This is a genomic window from Corynebacterium sp. HMSC062E11 (assembly GCF_001811845.1).
GTDB classification, from domain to species: domain Bacteria; phylum Actinomycetota; class Actinomycetes; order Mycobacteriales; family Mycobacteriaceae; genus Corynebacterium; species Corynebacterium hesseae.
Genome location: NZ_KV806782.1, coordinates 119,565 through 140,595, shown reverse-complemented (window position 1 = coordinate 140,595; position 21,031 = coordinate 119,565). Strand labels below are relative to the sequence as shown.

The 21,031-nt window shown below is 60.8% G+C and carries 18 protein-coding genes; 8 read left to right on the top strand and 10 right to left on the bottom strand.

The features are described 5' to 3' along the window. Window positions 1–47: 47 nt before the first annotated feature. Together HMPREF2822_RS04005 and HMPREF2822_RS04000 are read left to right on the top strand one after the other, a co-directional pair. Window positions 48–1,199, top strand: a complete 1,152-nt coding sequence (locus tag HMPREF2822_RS04005) for an S-(hydroxymethyl)mycothiol dehydrogenase (RefSeq protein ID WP_070521258.1) — start codon at window positions 48–50, stop codon at window positions 1,197–1,199. Further along, the gene (locus tag HMPREF2822_RS04000; RefSeq protein WP_070521255.1) at window positions 1,200–1,835 is read left to right on the top strand and encodes an MBL fold metallo-hydrolase; all 636 of its coding nucleotides are present in this window, start codon (window positions 1,200–1,202) and stop codon (window positions 1,833–1,835) included. 28 nt (window positions 1,836–1,863) lie between these two features. On the opposite strand, the gene HMPREF2822_RS03995 is transcribed toward HMPREF2822_RS04000, so the two are convergent. The 9 genes from HMPREF2822_RS03995 to HMPREF2822_RS03955 all read right to left on the bottom strand — a co-directional run bounded on the left by HMPREF2822_RS03995 (window position 1,864) and on the right by HMPREF2822_RS03955 (window position 12,690). Further along, a complete protein-coding gene (locus HMPREF2822_RS03995) occupies window positions 1,864–2,658 on the bottom strand; it encodes a cytochrome c biogenesis CcdA family protein (RefSeq protein WP_070521252.1) in 795 nt (264 codons plus the stop codon). An 81-nt stretch (window positions 2,659–2,739) separates the two neighbouring features. Next, the gene (locus HMPREF2822_RS03990) at window positions 2,740–3,609 is read right to left on the bottom strand and encodes a DsbA family protein (RefSeq protein WP_167595521.1); all 870 of its coding nucleotides are present in this window, start codon (window positions 3,607–3,609) and stop codon (window positions 2,740–2,742) included. A gap of 176 nt (window positions 3,610–3,785) precedes the next feature. After that, entirely contained in the window at window positions 3,786–4,652 is an 867-nt protein-coding gene (gene rfbA / locus HMPREF2822_RS03985) for a glucose-1-phosphate thymidylyltransferase RfbA (protein WP_070521249.1), read from the bottom strand. Between the two features lie 124 nt (window positions 4,653–4,776). Continuing rightward, on the bottom strand, window positions 4,777–6,210 hold the full coding sequence (locus HMPREF2822_RS03980; protein WP_070521246.1) for an ATP-binding protein: 1,434 nt from the start codon (window positions 6,208–6,210) through the stop codon (window positions 4,777–4,779). Window positions 6,211–6,288: 78 nt separating this feature from the next. After that, a complete protein-coding gene (locus tag HMPREF2822_RS03975; protein ID WP_070521244.1) occupies window positions 6,289–7,653 on the bottom strand; it encodes a sugar nucleotide-binding protein in 1,365 nt (454 codons plus the stop codon). A gap of 6 nt (window positions 7,654–7,659) precedes the next feature. Beyond that, complete coding sequence (rfbB, locus tag HMPREF2822_RS03970) at window positions 7,660–8,664, bottom strand: dTDP-glucose 4,6-dehydratase (RefSeq protein WP_070521240.1); 1,005 nt, start codon at window positions 8,662–8,664, stop codon at window positions 7,660–7,662. A 27-nt stretch (window positions 8,665–8,691) separates the two neighbouring features. Further along, on the bottom strand, window positions 8,692–10,056 hold the full coding sequence (locus HMPREF2822_RS03965) for a M1 family metallopeptidase (protein WP_070521237.1): 1,365 nt from the start codon (window positions 10,054–10,056) through the stop codon (window positions 8,692–8,694). 80 nt (window positions 10,057–10,136) lie between these two features. Beyond that, on the bottom strand, window positions 10,137–11,216 hold the full coding sequence (locus HMPREF2822_RS03960) for an alpha/beta hydrolase (protein ID WP_070521234.1): 1,080 nt from the start codon (window positions 11,214–11,216) through the stop codon (window positions 10,137–10,139). 37 nt (window positions 11,217–11,253) lie between these two features. Then, the gene (locus HMPREF2822_RS03955) at window positions 11,254–12,690 is read right to left on the bottom strand and encodes an alpha/beta hydrolase (RefSeq protein WP_070521231.1); all 1,437 of its coding nucleotides are present in this window, start codon (window positions 12,688–12,690) and stop codon (window positions 11,254–11,256) included. A gap of 643 nt (window positions 12,691–13,333) precedes the next feature. Here HMPREF2822_RS03955 and lpdA point away from each other — a divergent pair. Next, window positions 13,334–14,746 carry a dihydrolipoyl dehydrogenase gene (lpdA, locus tag HMPREF2822_RS03950; protein ID WP_070521228.1) on the top strand — a complete coding sequence of 471 codons (1,413 nt, stop codon included), beginning with the start codon at window positions 13,334–13,336 and terminating at the stop codon, window positions 14,744–14,746. A gap of 98 nt (window positions 14,747–14,844) precedes the next feature. Here lpdA and ramB read toward each other — a convergent pair whose 3' ends face one another. Further along, window positions 14,845–16,251, bottom strand: a complete 1,407-nt coding sequence (ramB, locus tag HMPREF2822_RS03945; RefSeq protein ID WP_070521225.1) for an acetate metabolism transcriptional regulator RamB — start codon at window positions 16,249–16,251, stop codon at window positions 14,845–14,847. Window positions 16,252–16,651: 400 nt separating this feature from the next. Between ramB and HMPREF2822_RS03940 the strand changes: the two genes are divergently transcribed. From HMPREF2822_RS03940 to HMPREF2822_RS13645, 5 genes are all read left to right on the top strand, one after another. Continuing rightward, window positions 16,652–17,407, top strand: coding sequence for a succinate dehydrogenase cytochrome b subunit (locus tag HMPREF2822_RS03940; protein WP_070521222.1), 756 nt, complete (start codon window positions 16,652–16,654; stop codon window positions 17,405–17,407). A 15-nt stretch (window positions 17,408–17,422) separates the two neighbouring features. Beyond that, window positions 17,423–19,444: a fumarate reductase/succinate dehydrogenase flavoprotein subunit gene (locus tag HMPREF2822_RS03935; RefSeq protein WP_070521219.1), complete on the top strand. Its 2,022-nt coding sequence runs from the start codon at window positions 17,423–17,425 to the stop codon at window positions 19,442–19,444. Continuing rightward, a complete protein-coding gene (locus tag HMPREF2822_RS03930) occupies window positions 19,444–20,193 on the top strand; it encodes a succinate dehydrogenase/fumarate reductase iron-sulfur subunit (RefSeq protein ID WP_070521216.1) in 750 nt (249 codons plus the stop codon). Before HMPREF2822_RS03935 ends, HMPREF2822_RS03930 begins: the two co-directional genes overlap by 1 nt. Before the next feature lie 47 nt (window positions 20,194–20,240). After that, window positions 20,241–20,612, top strand: coding sequence for a hypothetical protein (locus HMPREF2822_RS03925; protein WP_070521213.1), 372 nt, complete (start codon window positions 20,241–20,243; stop codon window positions 20,610–20,612). A gap of 259 nt (window positions 20,613–20,871) precedes the next feature. Then, a complete protein-coding gene (locus HMPREF2822_RS13645) occupies window positions 20,872–21,030 on the top strand; it encodes a recombinase zinc beta ribbon domain-containing protein (protein WP_232755583.1) in 159 nt (52 codons plus the stop codon). The last annotated feature ends 1 nt before the right edge of the window (window position 21,031 follow it).

The following is a 21,031-nucleotide window of genomic DNA, read 5'->3' as shown; positions in this document are numbered from 1 at the left end:
TTGGGCCCGGGCGACGCCGCCCGGGCCTTTCGCGTACCCTCGCGAGCATGACTGTTAATGAAAACGTAAATGAAAACAACTCCCAGCAAGGTGCGGAGGTTGTCCGCGGCGTGATTGCGCGCGCGAAGGGCGAGCCCGTCGAGACCGTCAACATCGTCGTGCCCGCCCCGGGCGAGCACGATGTCGTGGTCAAGATTCAGGCCTGCGGTGTCTGCCACACCGACCTGGCTTACCGCGATGGCGATATTGAGGATGCCTTCCCCTTCCTGCTCGGGCACGAGGCTGCGGGCGTCGTCGAGCGCGTGGGCGATGCTGTCACCCACGTCGAGGTCGGGGACTTCGTGGTCCTGAACTGGCGCGCGGTGTGCGGCGAGTGCCGCGCTTGCAAGAAGGGCGAGCCGAAGTACTGCTTCAACACCCACAACGCCTCCGCGAAGATGACGCTCGCGGACGGGGATAAGGATGCCGGCACTGAGCTCAGCCCGGCGCTCGGCATCGGCTCCTTCGCCGAGAAGACCCTGGTCCACGAAGGCCAGTGCACAAAGGTCAACCCGGAGGCGGATCCGGCCGCCGCGGGCCTGCTGGGCTGTGGCGTGATGGCCGGTTTGGGCGCTGCGGTGAATACCGCAGACGTCAAGCGCGGCGAGTCCGTCGCGGTCTTCGGCTGCGGTGGCGTGGGCATGGCGGCCATCGCCGGCGCGGCGTTGGCTGGTGCCTCCAAGGTCATCGCCGTGGACCTGGACCCGGACAAGCTGGAGCTGGCTAAGAAGTTCGGCGCTACCCACACGGTTGCGGCGAAGGACAAGTCCGAAGAAGAGGTCATCGAGGCCGTCCGCGAGCTCACCGAGGGCTTCGGCACCGACGTGGCCATTGACGCCGTGGGCATTCCCGTTACCACCCGCCAGGCCTTCTACTCCCGCGACCTGGCCGGCCGCATGGTCATGGTGGGCGTGCCGAACCTCACCAGCCGCTTCGACGTCCCGGCCATTGACTTCTTCGGCCGCGGCGGTTCACTCAAGTCCTCCTGGTATGGCGATTGCCTGCCGGAGCGTGACTTCCCCATGTACGTCGACCTCTCCTTGCAGGGCCGCTTCCCGCTCAAGGACTTCGTGACCGAGCGCATTGGTCTCGACGACGTGGAAGAGGCCTTCGCTACCATGAAGGCCGGCAAGGTACTTCGATCCGTAGTGGAGCTGTAAATGATCATTGAACAGTTTGTAACTTCAGGAAAGTTCCGCCTCGACGGCGGCGAGTGGGACGTGGACAATAACGTCTACATCCTGGCCGCAGGTAGCGCGACTAGCGACGCCGAGTGCTACATCATCGATCCTTCCCACGACGCGGAGCGCGTCATCGAAGAGGTGGGCCAGCGCACGGTCAAGGGAGTTATTCTCACCCACGCGCACAACGACCACTGCGAGCTCGCTCCCCAGGTGGCTGAGCACTTCGATGTGTCCATCTACTTGCACCCGGATGACCGCCCCCTGTGGGAGGAAACGCACGAGGACGCGACCTTCGTTCCGCTGGAGGATAACCAGCTCTTTACCGTGGGCGATAGCGACTTCGTGGTCTTCCACACGCCGGGCCACTCGCCGGGATGCGTGGTGCTCTACATTGCGGACGAGGCCACGCTTCTGTCGGGCGATACTCTCTTCAACGGCGGGCCCGGCGCCACCGGCCGCAAGTACTCCGACTTCGACGTCATCATCGAGTCCCTGCGCAATCGCGTGCTGAACCTCCCGCCGGAGACCCGCGTCCTGCCGGGCCACGGCGATGAGACCACCATTGGCGCTGAGGCAGCGCGCATCGATGAGTACGTCGCGCGCGGTTACTAACTCTTAAACCTTGGCCTAGAGCTTAGCTCTAGGCCGGCGTGCGGGCGGCCTTTACTCCTGCCACCACCGTGGCGGCGAGTGAAAGTCCGAACCAGACCCACGCATCCGCCACGCCCGCGCTGAAGGCGCGGGCTTTTTCTTGCACCGCGAACTGCGCATCCGTGCTTAAGACTGCGGGTAGTGTTGCACTGCCGTAGCTCAAGATAAACAGCACGCCGATGAGCACGAAGAATGCGCCCGATACGAGGGAGAGGGTATTCGTGCGCACGGGGCCCAGAGTGACTTCGCGTCCGCGAAGCCACGACCACGAACCCACATCGAGGCGCTCCCACAGCGCAGCCAGCACAAAGAGCGGCGCGGCCATGCCCGCGGCATAAGCCACCATGATGAGCCCGCCGTAGAGCGCGCTTCCCGACGCAGCGGCCGTGGTGAGGACAGCGCCCAGGAGTGGGCCCGCGCAAAAGCCGGCGAAGCCATAAACCGCGCCGAGCAGAAACACTTTGCCCCGTGCTTTGCCGGACAGGGCATCCATGCCGGGGATGCGGAAGCCACCGCCCAGGGCGGTAAAGATTCCCAGCGCAATGATGATCCAGCCCGCCACCGTGATGACTTGGCTACGATACTGCGCCAGCACCGCGGCCAAGCCCATGCCGATGGGCACGAGCGTGGTACACAGACCCAAAAAGAAGACCAAAGTCTTGAACAGCAGCTGGCGCTGCGAATCGAAGGCATAGGCAAAGAAGGCTGGCACCAACAGCGCTGAACAGGGGCTGATCAAGGTCAGCACGCCGGCGATGACGGCGCCGAAGATTCCGATGCTCACAGGCTCACCCCCACTGCATAACCGCCCAATAAGGCGGTCAAGATAACCAGCGCGATGAAGACCCACACGATCAGCGGTGGTTTAGGCATTGGCCGCCTTTCCCAGCTGCTCTTGGATGATTTTCTCAAAAGCCTCGGGCGGCTGCGCGCCACCAACGAACTGATCTCCCACCACGAAGGCCGGGGTGCCCGTAATGCCGATCTGGGAGGCATAGCGGGTGGCCGTTTCAACGACCTCAGTGTAGGTATCATCCGTGGCCTGCTGGCGGAACTTATCCAGGTCCGCAACGCCCGCCTTCTTGGCAAACTTCATGAAGTCCTCGATGCCGAATTCCGGGTGGCCACTGATGTCCTTGCTGGCGGCATAGAGCTCGTGCTTGAACTCCTGGAACTTACCCTGCGCCGCGGCCGCGCGCCCAGCCTTGGCGGCCTCGATGGCGGCGGGGCCGTTTACAGGGTAGTCATTCCACTCGATGCGTACCAGGCCCTTTTCCACGTACTTCTTAAGGATATCCGGCTCGGTGACATTGGCGTGGCGGGAGCAGAACGGGCACTCGAAATCGGAGAACTCCGAAATCACCACGGGCGCATCCACCGCACCCACGGCGAAAGGATCGTTCTCCTTTTTGCGGTGTACCACCGTGATATCCCTAGACATGGTGTCACCGCCGGGCCCGAACATCATCGGGTCACCCTTCCCATCGGAGAACTTCGTGCCGGGCGTGGCCTTGGCGGCATCTTTCGCCAGGTCTTCGGCTGTCGCCGTGCTCGTTGCGGTCTCCTGCGCTGCGGGAGTGCTTTCATCGCCGGAAGAGGTGCGCTCTGCAAGCAGGAAGCCAATGATGACGGCCAAGATAACAACGATCACCAACAATCCCCATGCCACGGGGCTGATGGTGGATAGCGCTGACTTCTTTGGTCCATTGGTGGACTGGGAGGATGAACTAGGCATGCGATTACCTTAACGCGTCTAGGACCGTTTGGGTGAGGCGGCTCCTGATACAGGGCGGGGATGCTTAAGGACGTCCTGACACAAGGAGGGGAGGCTTAAACACGTACGGATCGATCAAATAAGGCCTCAGATCCCGTTGGTTTTCGGACCTTATTTGATCGATATGTACCTCGGTCTCAGCCCTCTTGGGCAGCCGCAAGAAGATAACGGCCATAGCCGGACTTCAGGAGGGGCTCTGCCAGCTCGGTGAGTGCCGCGGCATCGATGAAGCCTTCCGCAAAGGCTGCAACCTCCGGCGAACCAATGACGGTTCCAGTACGCTTCTGCATCACCTCGACGTAGGCCGAAGCCTCACTCATGGAGTCCACCGTGCCGGTATCCAGCCAGACATCACCGCGCTGCATGCGCTTGACGCGCAGCCGCCCGCGGCGCAGGTACTCCTCGTTGACGGCGGTGATCTCTAGTTCCCCGCGCGCGCTGGGCGTGATGGACTTGGCAATCTCCACCACGGAATTGTCATAGAAGTACAAGCCCACCACAGCGTGGTTGGACTTGGGCGCGGCGGGCTTTTCCTCGATGGACAGGGCTTGACCGGAGTCATCAAAGTCCACAACGCCATAGCGCTGCGGATCGGAGACCTCGTAGGCAAAGATGATGCCGCCGTCTGGGCGGTGACATTCGTTCAGCGCGGTGGAAAAGCCGTGGCCGTCAAAGATGTTGTCACCCAGGACAAGGGCCACGTCATCCTCGGCGATGAAGTCTTCGGCGATGAGGAAGGCCTGGGCCAAGCCTTCGGGGCGCGGCTGCACCGCATAGTGCAGCATGAGGCCGAGCTGGGAGCCATCGCCAAGCAAGCGTTGGAAGGCGGCCTGGTCTTCTGGGGTGGTGATGATGAGGATCTCGCGTATGCCGGCCTGGATCAGGGTGGTCAAGGGATAGTAGACCATCGGCTTGTCATAGATGGGCATGAGCTGCTTCGAGATGCCCTTGGTGATGGGGTAGAGGCGGGTCCCAGAACCGCCTGCGAGAATGATGCCCTTCATGGGCTTTAAGCTTAACGGAGGGGTCTCGCGCCGGGGTGCGGCGGCGCGGGCTGGCGAACATAACACTTAACTTCCCACTTAACATAACACGTGGGAAGTTAAGTGTTATGTTGAGTGTTATGCTCTATTTGCGCAGCCTGTAGCGCTGCTTAGGGCTGCGTCCGGGTTCAGTCTTTTCGGCGATGTTATCGCGGATGAGCTCATTCAGTGCTTTCTGGACCGCTGTCCGGCTGAGCTTTGTAGCCTCAACTAATTCGGTTGTCGATACGGACGGGCTGCCGTGGAGCAGGTGTTCCACATGGTCACGTGCGGTGCCATAGCGTTCCTGGGTGGCTACCCTGCGGCGGTGGAAGATGATGGTGAAGCTGTCGAGCCGGTTGATAATTTCCGGTTTGGGCATGAGTGCGTCAGCTAAGGCCTGATGGATGGTGGCGATGCCCGTGCCGCGGTTCTCTGCGGCGACGCCGCCTTCCGGTAGGGGAATGTCCTCTAGGAACGTGGCAAGGCGTTGATTGCGGGTAGAGCTGACACCAGCTTCTCCAAGATTTCGGAGCGTAACCCCGCCATATAGGCCTCCCGGATTGGTGATTTCCAAGCGATCGACGAACATGTTGATTTGCACCTGACTGCCGCGAGCAGTCGGGGAGTAGTCACGGTGCATGAGCGCATTGACTAGTGCTTCACGAACAGCGACCAGTGGATAATCCGGAAGTGCGGTCCGGGACTTGTCGCCGATAAAGCCAGCGGTGCGCATGTTCTTCTTTACGATGTCGATGCCTTCGCTCACCAGCTCCGGAATCGTACCGTGAAGCGTGGCGCTGTCGAGAAGGCGGACACCCGTGGTGACATCACCTTTCGATGTTCCGGGAAAGAGCGCGAAGGTAACCGTTAATCGGGGGAAGAACTCCTGCGGGTAGTCTCCCATGACAAGAAGTGAGGCCAGCGTGGGGTGGCCGTCCTTGAGAATTCGCAGGCGTTTGAGGGCTGTGTCCTGTCCATTCGCAAAAGTCTTGGGGCGGCGCTCTTTCTGCACTTGGAGGAAGCCGTCAAGAGCGGCACCCTCAATGTCCTCCAGTGTGGCATCTGGGATGGCATCTTCATCCCAGGTCGGTTGCGTGTGCTCTTCAACGAGTCGATTTACTTCGTACTGGGACAGGCGCGTATCACCATCGCCGGTGCGAATATAGCTCCCTTTGTACAGTCCCCTTTCGGCCACATAGCAGGGCTTATCGCGCGCGGGAAGCTCGTCGATCTCTGCGACGAGTATGTTGCTGCTTTCAAATTCGATGATGTCGATTTGCGGGCGGACCGGCGGGATGAGCTGTTGGCAGCGAGTCTCCAATTGGTCTTGGGCGGTGGAGGCAGAGAACTTCTTAACTGGGGTGAAGCCGTCCTGCTCTGAAAGGCCGATGATGAGCGTCCCGCCGTCCCCGTTTGCGAAGGCACTGAGCGTGGAGAGCACTTCCTTGCTGACGGAGGATTTTACCTCTACGGATTGCTTATCGCTGCCGATGACTCGCAGCTGTGCAATTAACTCATTAAGCTCAGAAGGGGTCATGAGCAGGCCTTTCTCTCTACATGCCACTCAACATAACACATAACATAACACGTGGGAAGCTAAGTGTTATGTTGAGCGTTATGCCGGGTAAAGTCCCAGGTAGAGCGCCAAAGTGGCCCGCCAATTCATAGGTTTAAAGCCGGTTGCTTCAATCTTGGACAGGTCGAAGGTGGACTCCTTCGGGCGGGGAGCCTCGGGCCCGGCGATCTCGCGGTACTGCTCGGTGCTCACCGGCGTGACATCCGCAGGGTCTTGGCCCACGCCGGTGAAGACGGCCATGGCGATCTCATCGCGGCCCACCACATCACCGGAGTTGGAGATGTTGTACACGCCGTACTCAGCTTTAGTCTTGAGCAGGTGGATGATGCCCTTGGCCAGGTCCTCGGCAAAGGTGGGGCGCCCGCGCTGATCATGGATGACGGAGGGCTTGACCCCCTTAGCCGCCAGCGAGCGCATCGTGGACATGAAGTTGGCGCCATCGCCAAAGACCCACGAGGTGCGGATGACATAGTGGCGCGGGGCGGTCTGCGCGGCGGTATCGCCCGCGGCTTTCGACGCCCCGTAGGCCGAGAGCGGGGAGGGCATCTCCTCCTCGGAGTGGACCTCTTTAGAGCCATCAAAGATGTAGTCGCTAGACACGTGCACCAAGGTCAGGTTATTCTCCGCCGCAATGCGCGCGAGCTTCGCCGGTGCGGAAGCGTTGACCGCCCAGGCCGCGGCGCGATCGTCCCCCGCACCGTTGACATCGTTATAGGCCGCGCAGTTGATGATGGCGGAGTACTGCTTCCACGGGCGGGCAGGCGGGTTGGTGATATCGAAATCTTCGTGCCCGCAGAACTCCACCGCACCCAAGCCAGCGGAGGGCAGGAATTTCTGTAGGGCGCGGCCCAGCTGCCCGTTGGCCCCGGTGACCAGGATGCGGCGAGGGGGCATGGGGGAGACGTCGGCAAGCGCGGGGTGCCCCTTGTCCTTGTCGGAGATCTCCTTCGGCTCCAGCGGCCAGTCCACCATGTCCAGGTTGACGCAGGTGTACTCTGCATCCGGGTACCAGTGGTCATTGACCAGGTAGGAGTAGGCGCAGGCCTCCAGCGCCTGGAAACCGTTGGCCACGCCGCGCGGCACGAAGACCGCCACGTCCTCGCGCAGCTCGTGGGTCACCAGCTGCCCGAAGGTGGCAGAGCCCTCGCGCAGATCGCACCACGCGCCGAAGGCCCGGCCGGAGGCCACGGAGACCAGCTTGTCCCAGGGCTCCGCGTGCAGCCCGCGTGTGACACCCTTCTCCGCATTGAAGGAAACGTTGTTCTGCACCGGCTGGAAGTCTGGCAAGCCGGCCGCCACCATTTTCTCGCGCTGCCAGTTCTCCTTGAACCAGCCGCGGTTATCCCCGTGGACGTCGAGCTGAACAATGAGCAGGCCCTCGATGGCCGTTGACTGCACCTTCATGGCTATTTATTGTCCTTGCTTCGCGTAGTTGGCTTCGACTTCTTCCTTGCCCGCGCGCCACCACTCCTCGTGGGCGCGGTACCACTCAATGGTGGCGGCCAGGCCCTCCCGCAGATCCGTGTAGCGCGGGGCCCAGCCCAGCTCGCGGCGCAGCTTGCTGGCATCCATGGCGTAGCGCTGGTCATGGCCCGGGCGGTCCGCCACGTGCTCAAAGCGCGCCCGGCCATTGTCCGTCGCCCCCATGAGCTCACAAATCATCTCGATGACCTGGCGGTTATTCGTATCCTCCTGGTCGGCGCCGATGTTATAGGTCTCCCCAAGGCGCCCGCGGTCCAGGATGGCGAGCACCGCCTCGTTGTGGTCATCCACGTGAATCCAATCGCGCACCTGCTCGCCGGTGCCATAAAGCTTGGCGGGCTGGCCTAGAAGCAGGTTGGTGATTTGCCGCGGAATGAATTTTTCAATGTGCTGGTAGGGGCCATAATTATTGGAGCAATTCGAAATGGTTGCCCGCAGCCCAAAACTGCGCACCCACGCGCGCACCAGGTGATCCGAACCAGCCTTCGTGGCCGAATAGGGCGAAGACGGGTTATAGGGAGTTTCCTCCGTGAAGTAGGTATCGGCGCCGATCTCCAGGTCCCCGAAGACCTCATCGGTGGAGACATGATGGAGGCGCACATCGTGGCGGTGGCAGGCCTCCAGCAGCACGAAGGTGCCCATGATGTTGGTGTGGAGGAAGGGCGAAGGATCCCGTAGGGAGTTGTCATTGTGGGATTCCGCCGCGAAGTGCACCACGGTATCGGCGTGCGCTACGAGCTTGTCGACGACCCCCTCATCCGCCACGTCTCCCACCACGAGCTCGGCGTCCACGCCGTCGAGGTTGGCGCGGTTGCCTGCGTAGGTGAGCTTATCCAGGACGGTGATCTCCACCTCAGGGCGCTGCTGGGCCACGAGCCGCACGAAGTTTGCACCAATAAAGCCGGCGCCGCCGGTAACAAGCAGTTTGCGCATGGTCTCCCAGTTTAGAGCATGCCCTGTTTAGGCGACTGTGGGGAAATGAGGCAGCGCCGGTTGATCCAGCCACTGTGCCACGAGCTTGTCGACGTCACCCGGGTTCTCAGCAACCTTGCGCATGCGGCTGATGAGGTCCTCCGGGGTCACGACCGAGTGCTGCGCTGCGGTGAGGTAGTCCCGCACCGTGGCAAAGAAGGCCTCATCGCCTACGAGGCAGCGCAGCGCGTGGACGGTCAGAGCGCCGCGCTTGTAGACGCGGTCATCAAACATATCGCGCGTACCAGGATCACTGAGCACGATGTCCTGCTTCTTGCGGGCCAGCACCTGATAGTGCGAGCGCGCCGATTCATGTGCTGGGCGGCCATGCGCATGCTCGAACCACAGCCACTCGCAGTAGCAGGCGAAACCTTCGTTGAGCCAGATATCCTTCCACTCCGAAAGACCCACGGAGTTGCCGAACCACTGGTGGGAGAGCTCGTGCGCGATGAGCCGTTCGAAGACGTGATCGCCCTTGACGTGGTTGGAACCGAAGATAGACAGGCCCTGGGCTTCGAGGGGGATTTCCAGCTCATCGTCGGTGATGACTACCTGGTAGTCGGCGAAGGGGTAGTGGCCAAAGAGCTCAGAGTAAAAATCCACCATCTCCTGCTGCTGGGCAAATTCCTCGAGCACCACCTGCTTGAGGCGGGCCGGTGCCCACGCGCGGACATTGGGGCCGAGGGGAATGTCGATGTATTCGCCGACCTGGACCGTGGCCAGATAGGTGGCCATGGGGTGCTTGACGCGGTAGTGCCAGCGCGTCATGGATCCGCCCGCGCGGCGGCGGGAGACCAGCTTGCCGTTGGAGATGACAACGAAAGGATCGTCCGCGGTGATACGAATATCGTAGGTGGCCTTCGCGGACGGGGTGTCATCACAGGGGAACCAGCTGGGCGCGCCGTTGGGCTGGCTGGCCACTAGCGAGCCTGACTCTGTTTCTTCCCACCCGATGTCACCCCACGGCGTGCGCAGCGGGCGGGGTGCTCCGCCATACCGAATGCAAAGCTCAAACTCTTGGCCTTCCGCGATTACGTCGGCAAAGTATAGGCGCAGCTTTCCGCCGGATAGGCGGAATTTGGCCACGCGCGGCGCGTGCTTCGCCGTGATGCGGCGAGCCACCATGGCGCCGCCGAGGTCGAGGGTGAGCTTGTCTAGGTCCTCCAGCGCACGAATATGGAGCACGGCTTCACCCTGGAGCAGGTTGGGCTCCACGCGGTAGGTCAGATCCAAGTCATAGTGGGTGACCTCGAAGCCGAGGTTGAAATCCACCCCCGTGTAGCTATCTCGAGTGAGTGCGGCGCGGTCGCGAGCGGCTGAGATATGCGAAAGGGCGGTGGAAAGCAGCTTCATAATGCCGCTATCCTACCGCCCTTGTCCGGCTTGTCCGAAGCCAGGGGAGCGCGCACGGTGTGACGTGCGCGGCTTGCTGTTTAGGAGTTGAAGGCTTCCTCAAAGGTAGGCCAGGACTTCACCAAGTCCTCGCGCCAGCCCGGCCAGGAGTGCGTACCCACATTGCGGAAGTTGTAGGTTGCCGGAATGTTCTGCTGATCCAGCTTTGCCTTGAGCATGTGGGTGCAGTGGTTCACGGCCGCCTCGATGACGCCGCCTTCTACCTGCAGCTGCGCCGAGCCCAGATAAGCAGCCGCCGGGTTGTATCCCTTGTTGATGTAATAAGACGGCGTATCCTGCTCACCCGCGAAGCCCGATGCAGAGGAGATGTACAGCTTGGTGCCGCGCAGCTTCTCGGAGTTCATCAGGGCGTCGTTGTAGCGGTTGTAGGCAGAACCCATCGGGCCCCACATCTGCTCCGGCTGGCCGCCACCGCGGTTGACGGTGAGGCGCAGGAACTCATACTCGGTGGGGTAGGCAGTTGCGGCACAACCGGCGAAGGAACCGACCGCGTCATAGAAGCCCTGATTGTGCTGGGCAAGCAGCAGCGAGGACGTCGCGGACATGGACATGCCGGCGATGGCGCGCTTATTGCTTGCGTTCAGACGCTCCTCCAGCGGGCCAGGAAGCTCCTTGGTCAGGAAGGTCTCCCACTTCTGCGGGCCCTTGAGGTACTTGCCGTTGGGCTCTTCCAGCCAGTCGGTGTAGTAGGAGAAGGCACCTGCCTGTGGAACCACGACGTTGACGTCCTTGTCCGCGTAGAAATCCACGACATCGGACATGTACAGCCAGTCGGAATCCTGCTCGGCGGAACCAGCGCCGTTGAGCAGGTAGACCGTCGGGCGGTCCGGGTTCTTGGCCGGGATGACAGCCAGCGGAATGGCGCGGCCGTTCATCGCCGGCGACGTAGCTTCCAGCTTCAGAACGCGGGCGTCATCCTTGTAGTGGTCATACCACTTCTGGCTCTCCACCTCCGGGGTGACCTGCAGGTCCGAGATGGTGGATAGGGCAGTGTCACCCGCAACCTGCTGCGGGGTGGTGGTGGCAGCACCTGCGACGGGGCTGACCAGCGCGGCTGCGCTGAGCGCGCCGGCGGCGAGGAGAGAGCTAAGACGCTTCATTACGTTCCTTATTCAACAATTGGTACGGCGATTGAGCTTACTGCTCGGTTACCGCAGGATCTTCTGGCAGGGAATCAGCGAGGCCTTCGGTGTCTGCTTCCGCCTCCGCCTTTTTCGCATCCTGACTATCGGCATCGGCGGCCTTTTCGTTAGCGTCCGAATCCGCATCTGCTGAATACGCAGTCGCTACCGGCTCAGCTGGATCGACGGGAAGGCCAAAGGCGCGTGCGTAGGTAGGCCAGGAGGAGTTGACGTCATCCAGCCAGCCCGGCCAGGAGTGGGTACCGGTGTTGCGCAGGTTAAAGACCGCGTCGACGCCCTCGCGCTCCATCTTTGCCTTCAGGTCATGGGTGCAGGCGTTCATGGCTGCTTCGATGACGCCACCCTCAACCACGAGGGTGGAGGAGGACTTGAAGGCCTGGGACGAGCCCAAGGCATCAATCTTGGACGAGCCCAAGTCAGTTGCCCCAGCCAAACCGGAGTTGGCAGAAACGTAGACCTTGGAGTTGCCCATGTTGTTCTTCGTGGCGTTGATGAGGCCATCGTTGTAGCGGTTGTAGTCACCGCCCATCGGTCCCCACATCTGCTCAGTGCTTCCGCCACCGCGGTTCACCGTGAGCTGCGAGTAGAAGTTCGGCAGCGGCGTCGAGGTAGCAGCGCAACCGGAGTAGGAGCCGATGGCATCGTAGAAGTTCGGATTGTGCTGGGCCAGCACCAGCGAGGAGGTAGCGGACATGGACATGCCGGCGATGCCGCGCTTGCCGTTGCCGTTAATGTGCTTCTCCAGCGGGCCAGGAAGCTCCTTGGTTAGGAAGGTCTCCCACTTCTGCGGGCCCTTGAGGTAGCTGCGGTCCGGGGTGGTCAGCCAGTCGGTGTAGTAGGAGAAAGCACCCGCCTGCGGGATGACAACGTTGACGTTACGGTTGGCGTAATAGTGAACGAGGTCTTGAGTCTTCTCCGTCTTCGGATCAAGATCCTTAGCCACGGTGGAGACAATCCAGTCCATGCCCTGCTCGGCGCCGCCGGCACCGTTGAGCAAGTAGAGGGTAGGGCGGGAAGCATCAAAGGTGCCGTCCGGGGTGATCACTGCGAGGGGGACGTCGCGGTTATCCATTGCAGGAGCGGTGGCCTTGATGGTCTTGACCTTGTGGCGGTAATCCCAGTACTTGAAGACGTAGCCCATCCATTTTTTGTTGTCCGGGATTTTCTTGATGTCGACGTTCTTAAAGGTGACCTGCTTGTCGAAGGAAGCCTCATATTGCTCGCGGGATGGCGATGGGTTGCCGGCCTCATCCTTGGGCAGGTACTCCTCGAGTTCGGTGTAAAGGTCGAGCTCGGAAATATCGGACGGTGTAGCCTCACCGCTGATTTGATCCGGTTTAACGTCGGATGCGCTGGCGATAGGGGAAACGACGGCGCCGAGGGCTAAGGCGGAAGCCGCCGCAAGCGTCGTGAGAGAGCGCGCAATCTTCATGGAATCTCGCTTTCTAAGTGATGAGCGGAAGTGTAGGGGGCAAGTTTAAAAGATGCTCCGGACAAACCACCCTTGACGTGGGCAAAAGCGCTGATAGATGGGTAATCTAGCACCCCCGAAGATAAGGGCAGTCAGACTAAACATACCAAGTTATAAAAGTGAATGGTGGTATTGAAGTGAAAACCGTGTCATAATCTTTCCGCGCCTATTCGTGGGCTATGTAACGCAACGGCCGTCTCCTTCGTTAGTGGGGCTAGGTACCGTGACCGCTTTTGGCGGCGACCGTCCTGCACGCCGTGGCCTCGCTGGAGGGCGCCGCATTAAGCCGTACGCGCCGCTAGAACAACAGAAAGAAGAAGAATGAACTTTTTTGACACCATCCTCGTCTCCATCAACCAGGTGCTGGGCCAGATCGCTCACTCCGGCTCCTCCACGTCCTCCAAGATCGCCCTGGATTGGGGTCTGTTCTAAATAATCTGCAGAGGGCCATGCTCTCGCTTTCTTTCCCTAATCCCCGTCTTGGGGGTTAGGGATTTATTTTTGCCTGACTCTGTTCCGGGCATCCTGACTGCTATGGGCTGTCCGGCGGGTGCAGGGCGGGGGTGGTGGGACAGCGAGCCTAAAGTTACGTATCCTGTAGGGCGTGACTAATGAACATTTTGACGTTGTAGTACTCGGCGCGGGCCCCGGCGGCTACGTGTCCGCCATCCGCGCTGCCCAGCTGGGCAAGAAGGTTGCCGTTATTGAGAAGCAGTACTGGGGTGGTGTCTGCCTCAACGTGGGCTGCATCCCCTCCAAGGCTCTTCTTAAGAACGCTGAGGTTGCACACACCTTCAACCATGAGGCTAAGGCCTTCGGTATTTCCGGCGATGTTTCTTTCGACTTCGGCGTTGCGCACAAGCGCTCCCGCAAGGTGTCGGAGGGCATCGTCAAGGGTGTGCACTACCTGATGAAGAAGAACGGCATTACGGAGATCAATGGCTTGGGCTCCTTCAAGGACGCCAAGACCATCGAGATTACTGAGGGCGATGACAAGGGTAAGACCATTACCTTTGATAACTGCATTATCGCCACCGGCTCCGTCGTTCGTTCCCTTCCGGGCGTGGAAATCGGCGGCAACATCGTGTCCTTCGAGGAGCAGATCCTCAACGATGAGGCTCCGGATTCCATGGTGATCGTTGGCGCAGGCGCCATCGGCATGGAGTTTGCTTACGTTCTGGCCAACTACGGCGTGGACGTGACCATCGTGGAGTTCATGGACCGCGTCCTGCCGAACGAGGATAAGGATGTCTCCAAGGCCATCGCCAAGGAATACAAGAAGTTCGGCGTGAAGCTCCTGACCGGCTACAAGACCACCGCCATCAAGGACAACGGCGACAATGTCACCGTTGAGGTTGAGTCCAAGGACGGTTCCAAGACCGATACGCTGACCGTGGACCGCTGCATGGTCTCCATTGGCTTCGCTCCGCGCACCGAGGGCTTCGGCCTGGAGAACACCGGTGTCGAGCTCACCGAGCGCGGCGCCATCGCCATCGATGACTACATGCGCACCAACGTTGAGGGCATCTACGCCATTGGTGACGTCACCGCGAAGCTGCAGCTCGCCCACGTGGCTGAGGCGCAGGGCGTCGTGGCCGCTGAGGTCATCGCCGGCGCTGAGACCCAGCTGCTGGGTGACTACATGAACATGCCGCGCGCCACCTTCTGCAACCCGCAGGTTGCCTCCTTCGGCTACACCGAGGAGCAGGCTCGTGAGAAGTTCGCTGACCGCGACATTAAGGTCGCTACCTTCCCGTTCTCCGCTAACGGCAAGGCGGCCGGCCTCAACGAGACCGCGGGCTTCGTCAAGCTTATTGCTGACGGCGAATTCGGTGAGCTCATCGGCGGCCACATGGTGGGCTCCAACGTTTCCGAGCTGCTGCCGGAGCTGACCCTGGCGCAGCGCTTCGACCTCACCGCTGAGGAAATCGGACGCAACATTCATACTCACCCGACGCTGTCTGAGGCTATGAAGGAAGCTGCCGAGGGTATCGGCGGCCACATGATTAACCTCTAAGGCCAAGGCGAGAAGCCAAAACAAGAACGCTCCCCCTCAATCCCGGCAAAGGGATTGAGGGGGAGCGTTGGTTTTAGCGCCGTAACGCTACTGGCTCATTAGTACGGTGCGACGGCTGAACGGTGGGCGTCGACCACCAGCTCTTCATTAATGGCCGGGAAGGCGCGTTGAGCACAATTCTGGCGAGGACAAGTACGGCAGCCGGCGCCGATGGGGGTTGCGGCAGAAAGGGCATCGAGGTTGAGGCCTTGGGCATAGACCGTGCGGCTGGCGTGGCGCGCCTCGCAGCCTAGGCCGATGGAGAAGAGCTTATTGGTATCGCCGAAGCGGCCCTGGGGGTAGCTCACCGTCCGTGAAATCCAGAGGTAGTTGCGGCCATCCGGCATCTGCGCCAGCTGACGCGAGATGGTGTTGGGGCGGGTGAAGGACTCATACACGTTCCATAGTGGGCACGTTCCGCCGGAATTGGAAAAGTGTACGCCCGTGGCCGATTGGCGCTTGGACATATTGCCGGCGCGATCAACCCTCACGAAAGTAAAGGGGATTCCGCGCTTGTTGGGGCGCTGCAGCGTGGAGAGGCGCGAGGCAATTGTCTCGTAGCCCACGCCAAAGACGTTGCAGAGGTACTCCACGTCATACCCGGATTGCTCGGCCTCACTGTGGATGAGGCTGTAGGGGAGCAGTGTGGCGGCGGCGTAGTAGTTAGCAACTCCACGCTTGGCCAGGTTGATGGAGGCGTCCGAGGTGAAGGGTTCTTCGTCCACGAGGGCGTCGATTAGCGCGCCCGCCTCGAGGAAACCCAACTCTGCCGCCATACGGAAGGCGCGCTGGCCCACGCTCAGGCGGCTGGCAAGGCGAAGGGTGCCACTCTCCTTGTCGAAGCGATGCAGGGTGCCATCCATGCGATCGGTGGTGAGAATCTCCACGCCGTGTTTGGAGGTGAGCCGCTCATTAAGTGCCTGTTCAATGTCGCGAATGTGGAAAGGGATAACGTTGATCTCCGCGGCAGTTTCCTCTGCGTGGATATCCAACTCGTCGAGATAGTTCTGCCGGGCATAAAAGAAGTCCCGCACTTCGTCGTGAGGCATGGACAGTGCCTGGTTCCCGTCCGAGCGGCGGGTATCGGTGGCGAGCGAGAGCTTGTCACGAATATTGCGGTAGCGGCGGTGGATATCCACGAGCGTGCGGGCGACGGTGGGGTGGTTGTAGACCAATTCGGACAATTCCTGAAGCTCCACGGGGGAGGGGCAGATTTCCTGGTCTTGGACGACATCCTGGATTTCCGCAAGCAGGCGTGAATCATCATCACGGGAGAAGAACGTGGCATCCACACCAAAGGCTTCAGTGATTTTCAGCAAGACCGGGACGGTAAGAGGGCGTACGTCGTGTTCAATCTGATTGACGTAGCTAGCTGAAAGCCCCAGCGTAGCGGCGAGAGTAGCTTGGCTGAGATCACGTTCGCGGCGCAGCTGGCGCAGGCGCGAACCCACGTATGTCTTGCTCATGTGAGCTAGGTTACCTAGTGCCTTTCGGTCATAGCAATTGTTTTGCAAGGAATGTGTGAAGTATTTTAACTCCGCTGCGAAGTGGGGTGCTGGCGGGGTGCCGAGCGGGCGATAGGGGTGTATACCAAGCGAAAGTTTGACACCTAAAGGGGTAGGGTCGTCACTCAGGCCACACCCTGTGACAAAAGTCTCATCCGTGAAATGTTTTCGCAAGGTCAATATTGCGTAAAAGGAAGTGATCAAGGTAGAGCGCTCAAAGAGGTGTGGTACATAAGGTGATCCTTGCCTTAACTCGTTTAAATACGGGGACCATAGGAGGGGGAGGGGGTATGCAAAGCAAAGATATAACTAGTGGTCAGCGCAAAGGTCTGCGTAAGGTAAGGGCGACAATGGAGGTGTCATGTCTGTAAAAAATCCTGACCGTGAAGCCCTCGCTCACGGCCGTATTACTAATGAAACGATTCGTCCTAAGCCAGGAATTCCGTCCTGGGCTTTGAAACTGACGATGGCAATTACCGGTCTGTTCTTCGCGCTCTTCGTTGTGGGACACATGGCCGGCAACCTGAAGCTTTACTTGCCGGCTCACGACGGCCAGGAAGCACTCGATGCCTACGGCGCTTACCTGCGTAATCTTGGTGAGCCACTGATCCCGAGCGGTCACGCACTGTGGATCATTCGCATCGTCCTGCTGGCCTGCGTGATCGCTCACATTTACGGCGCTTTTGCTTTGACCGCTCGCTCGAAGGCATCCCGCGGCAAGTTCAAGCGCACGAACCTGATGGGCGGCATGGATTCCTTTGCCACCAAGAGCATGCTGGTTACCGGCGTCGTGCTTCTCCTGTTCATCATCTTCCACCTTCTGGACCTGACGATTGGTGTCCAGCCGGTTGCAGCAGAAGCTTTTGCTCACGGTGCCGTTAAGGCCAACATGATCGCAACCTTCTCGCGCTGGCCGGTGACCATCGTCTACATCGTCGCCATGCTGTGCCTCTTCCTACACCTGACCCACGGTATCCGCCTTGCGGCTTCTGACCTGGGCATCACCGGTGCAAAGTGGCGCGAGGTTTTTGTTGTCCTGGCGTACATCGTCCCGGCCGTCGTGTGCCTGGCAAACATTGTTATGCCGTTGTCCGTCGCCCTGGGCTGGGTCAGCTAAAGGAGTTTTGAACCCATGACTAACGCGAACACTGAACTCAAGCGCGAGCACCCTGACTTCTCGCACCCGCAGTCCATCGTCCCGGGCGTTAAGCCGGGCCGCATCCTGGAGTCCCACGAGCCGCACGGTGTCCCGATGAAGGACATGTGGAGCTACCAGAAGGACCACATGGAGCTCGTCTCCCCGCTGAACCGCCGCAAGTTCGAGATCATCGTTGTCGGTACCGGCCTGTCCGCTGGTTCCGCCGCCGCTGCCCTCGGCGAGCTGGGCTACAAGGTCAAGGTCTTCACCTACCACGATTCACCGCGCCGTGCGCACTCCATTGCTGCGCAGGGTGGTGTGAACTCCTCCCGCCACAAGAAGGTGGATAACGACTCCGCTTACCGCCACACCAAGGACACCGTTAAGGGTGGTGACTACCGCTGCCGCGAGTCCGACTGCTGGCGCTTGGCCTATGAGTCCATCCGCGTCATCGACCACATGAACGCCATCGGCGCTCCGTTCGCTCGCGAGTACGGCGGCACCTTGGCTACCCGTTCCTTCGGTGGTGTGCAGGTCTCCCGTACCTACTACACCCGTGGCCAAACAGGCCAGCAGCTGCAGCTGTCCACCACGTCTGCGCTCTACCGCCAGATTGGTCTGGGCAACGTGGAGCTCTTCGCTCACCACGACCTGCAGGACATCATCACCTACACCGACGGTGGCAAGAAGCGCGCCGGCGGCATCGTGACCCGCAACCTCATCACCGGCGAGCTCAAGGCCTTCACTGGCCACGCAGTCATCCTCGGTACCGGCGGTTACGGCAACGTCTACCACATGTCCACGCTGGCCAAGAACTCGAACGCCGGCGCCATGATGCGTGCGTACGAGAACGGTGCTTACCTGGCTTCCCCGGCATTCATCCAGTTCCACCCGACTGGCCTGCCGGTCAACTCCGAGTGGCAGTCCAAGACCATCCTCATGTCCGAGTCGCTGCGTAACGATGGCCGCATCTGGTCTCCGATCAAGGAGAAGGATGACCGTCCTGCCAATGAGATTCCGGAAGAGGAGCGCGACTACTTCCTGGAGCGCCGCTACCCGGCCTTCGGTAACCTCGTCCCGCGTGACGTGGCTTCCCGCGCCATCTCCCAGCAGATCAACAAGGGTCTGGGCGTTGGTCCGCTGCACAACTCCGTGTACCTGGACTTCCGTGACGCCATCGAGCGCCTGGGCAAGGACAAGATCCGTGAGCGCTACTCCAACCTCATCGAAATGTACGAAGAGGCTATTGGTGAGTCCGCTTATGAGACCCCGATGCGTATTGCTCCGACCTGCCACTTCACCATGGGTGGCCTGTGGACGGACTTCAACGAGATGACCACCATCGACGGCCTCTTCGCCGCCGGTGAGTGCTCCTGGACCTACCACGGTGCGAACCGCCTGGGTGCTAACTCCCTGCTGTCCGCTTCCGTTGATGGCTGGTTCACCCTGCCGTTCACCATCCCGAACTACCTGGCCCACCACCTGGGTGAGGCCAAGCTGGCTGAGGACTCGGCAGAGGCCAACGAGACTGTTGCTCGCGCACAGGCGCGCATCGACCGCCTCATGTCCATCCAGGGTCAGGATCCGCACGGCCCGGCGTACTACCACCGCCAGCTGGGTGACATCCTCTACTGGGGTTGTGGCGTGTCCCGTAACGTCGAGGACCTCAAGGTTGCCATCGAGAAGGTTCGCGCACTGCGCAAGGAATTCTGGGCTAACGTCCGCATTACTGGCGACGCCAACGACATGAACCAGGTTCTCGAGTACGGTCTGCGCGTTGCTGACTACATCGACCTGGGCGAGCTCATGTGTATTGACGCTCTCGACCGCGACGAGTCCTGTGGTGCTCACTTCCGTGATGACCACCTCTCCGAGGACGGCGAGGCCGAGCGTGATGACGAGAACTGGTGCTTCGTCTCCGCATGGGAGCCGGGCGCTGCTGAGGGCGAGTTCATCCGCCACGCCGAGCCGCTGTACTTTGATTCGATCCCGCTGATGACAAGGAACTACAAGTAATGAAACTGACACTTGAGATCTGGCGTCAAGCCGGACCGACGCAAGAAGGCAAGTTCGAAACCGTGCAGGTTGACGACGCCGCCGAGCAGATGTCCATCTTGGAGTTGCTCGACCACGTCAACGACGGCCTCATCGAGGCCGGCAAGGAGCCGTACGCATTCGCTTCCGACTGCCGTGAGGGCATCTGTGGTACCTGTGGCCTTCTGGTCAACGGCCGCCCGCACGGCCCGGGCCAGAACACCCCGGCCTGCCAGCAGCGCCTGTTCCAGTTCAAGGACGGCGACACCATCAAGCTGGAGCCTTTCCGCTCCGCTGCCTACCCGGTAATCAAGGACATGATCGTGGACCGCTCCAAGCTGGACCACGTCATGGAGCAGGGCGGCTACGTATCCATGGATGCGGGTACCGCTCCGGATGCTGACACCCTGCACATCAACCACGAGACCTCCGAGTACGCCCTGGATCACGCTGCCTGCATCGGCTGCGGTGCCTGCGTGGCATCCTGCCCGAACGGTGCTGCCCACCTGTTCACCGGCGCCAAGCTGGTTCACCTCTCCCTCATGCCGCTGGGCAAGGAAGAACGTGGCCGCCGCGCACGCAACATGGTGGACGATCTGGAGCAGAACTTCGGCCACTGCTCGCTCTACGGCGAGTGCGCTGATGTGTGCCCGGCTGGTGTGCCGCTGACCGCGGTTTCCGCGGTTACCCGCGAACGTGCACGTGCTGCTTTCCGCGGCAAGGACGACTAAGCTATAGTCATTCACAGGATTAACAGGAACGAGAGAAAGTTTCAGCCATGAGCGACCTCAACCCGGCAGTAGCTGATCACCACAGCGAGACCTACCCGGAGTTCTCCGGCAAGATCCAGGACTCCTACATCGAGGGCTACGAGCCCGTATCCTACGGTGCACCGCACTCTTCGTTGCTGCGTACCTCCACCTGGGTGGGCATGGGCCTGATTCTCTCGCTCCTGCCGGCAGCCGGCATCCTCATCTGGGGCCTCGGTACGTGGCTCTACCCGGATGGCACCGCTGGTGCTGACTACCAGCCGAACATCATCGTGGGTGCTATCTCCCTCGTTGTCATCGCTGTCCTGGCCGTCGGCTCCGTCCACTTCGGCCGCCGCTACTACCGCCAGTACCGCAAGGAAACCGGCCGCATCAACTAGGCACCTCCTAGGACGTTGAACGCCTAAGTTTCTGTACTGACACCACAGCAACCCCCGCCTCCAAACAGACACAACACATGGGAGACCATGTGAGGAGGTGGGGGTTGTTGGCGTTTTGGGCGCTGGGCGGGGGTTGAGAGGGGAGCGAGCGCTTGACGACGCCCCTGCGATGCCATACGCGTGAATGGTGCCGCAGGGAGCGACGCGAACACTAAAGCATGGAAGTCCCCATCTTAGGAATTAGTGTTCTCTTTCAGCCTTGGGCAAGCGCCTGTCCCGCAAGATCGTCTGCGGCGACTGCGGACGGCCGTTCGGCCACAAGACCTGGCACTCCGGTACCCCGAACCGGGTCGACGTGGGGGAGTGCCCCACGAACTACGTCAAGCGCGGCACCTGCACCACCAGCCACTTCTACTAGG

Excerpts from the sequence above, each read along its gene's own strand:
- HMPREF2822_RS03960 (WP_070521234.1), bottom strand. The coding sequence starts at position 11,216 with ATGAAGCGTCTTAGCTCTCTCCTCGCCGCCGGCGCGCTCAGCGCAGCC.
- HMPREF2822_RS03975 (WP_070521244.1), bottom strand. The coding sequence starts at position 7,653 with ATGAAGGTGCAGTCAACGGCCATCGAGGGCCTGCTCATTGTTCAGCTC.
- HMPREF2822_RS03925 (WP_070521213.1), top strand. The coding sequence starts at position 20,241 with ATGAGCGACCTCAACCCGGCAGTAGCTGATCACCACAGCGAGACCTAC.
- HMPREF2822_RS04000 (WP_070521255.1), top strand. The coding sequence starts at position 1,200 with ATGATCATTGAACAGTTTGTAACTTCAGGAAAGTTCCGCCTCGACGGC.
- ramB (WP_070521225.1), bottom strand. The coding sequence starts at position 16,251 with ATGAGCAAGACATACGTGGGTTCGCGCCTGCGCCAGCTGCGCCGCGAA.
- HMPREF2822_RS03965 (WP_070521237.1), bottom strand. The coding sequence starts at position 10,056 with ATGAAGCTGCTTTCCACCGCCCTTTCGCATATCTCAGCCGCTCGCGAC.
- rfbB (WP_070521240.1), bottom strand. The coding sequence starts at position 8,664 with ATGCGCAAACTGCTTGTTACCGGCGGCGCCGGCTTTATTGGTGCAAAC.
- HMPREF2822_RS03930 (WP_070521216.1), top strand. The coding sequence starts at position 19,444 with ATGAAACTGACACTTGAGATCTGGCGTCAAGCCGGACCGACGCAAGAA.
- rfbA (WP_070521249.1), bottom strand. The coding sequence starts at position 4,652 with ATGAAGGGCATCATTCTCGCAGGCGGTTCTGGGACCCGCCTCTACCCC.
- HMPREF2822_RS03955 (WP_070521231.1), bottom strand. The coding sequence starts at position 12,690 with ATGAAGATTGCGCGCTCTCTCACGACGCTTGCGGCGGCTTCCGCCTTA.
- HMPREF2822_RS03980 (WP_070521246.1), bottom strand. The coding sequence starts at position 6,210 with ATGACCCCTTCTGAGCTTAATGAGTTAATTGCACAGCTGCGAGTCATC.
- HMPREF2822_RS04005 (WP_070521258.1), top strand. The coding sequence starts at position 48 with ATGACTGTTAATGAAAACGTAAATGAAAACAACTCCCAGCAAGGTGCG.
- HMPREF2822_RS03940 (WP_070521222.1), top strand. The coding sequence starts at position 16,652 with ATGTCTGTAAAAAATCCTGACCGTGAAGCCCTCGCTCACGGCCGTATT.
- HMPREF2822_RS03990 (WP_167595521.1), bottom strand. The coding sequence starts at position 3,609 with ATGCCTAGTTCATCCTCCCAGTCCACCAATGGACCAAAGAAGTCAGCG.
- HMPREF2822_RS03935 (WP_070521219.1), top strand. The coding sequence starts at position 17,423 with ATGACTAACGCGAACACTGAACTCAAGCGCGAGCACCCTGACTTCTCG.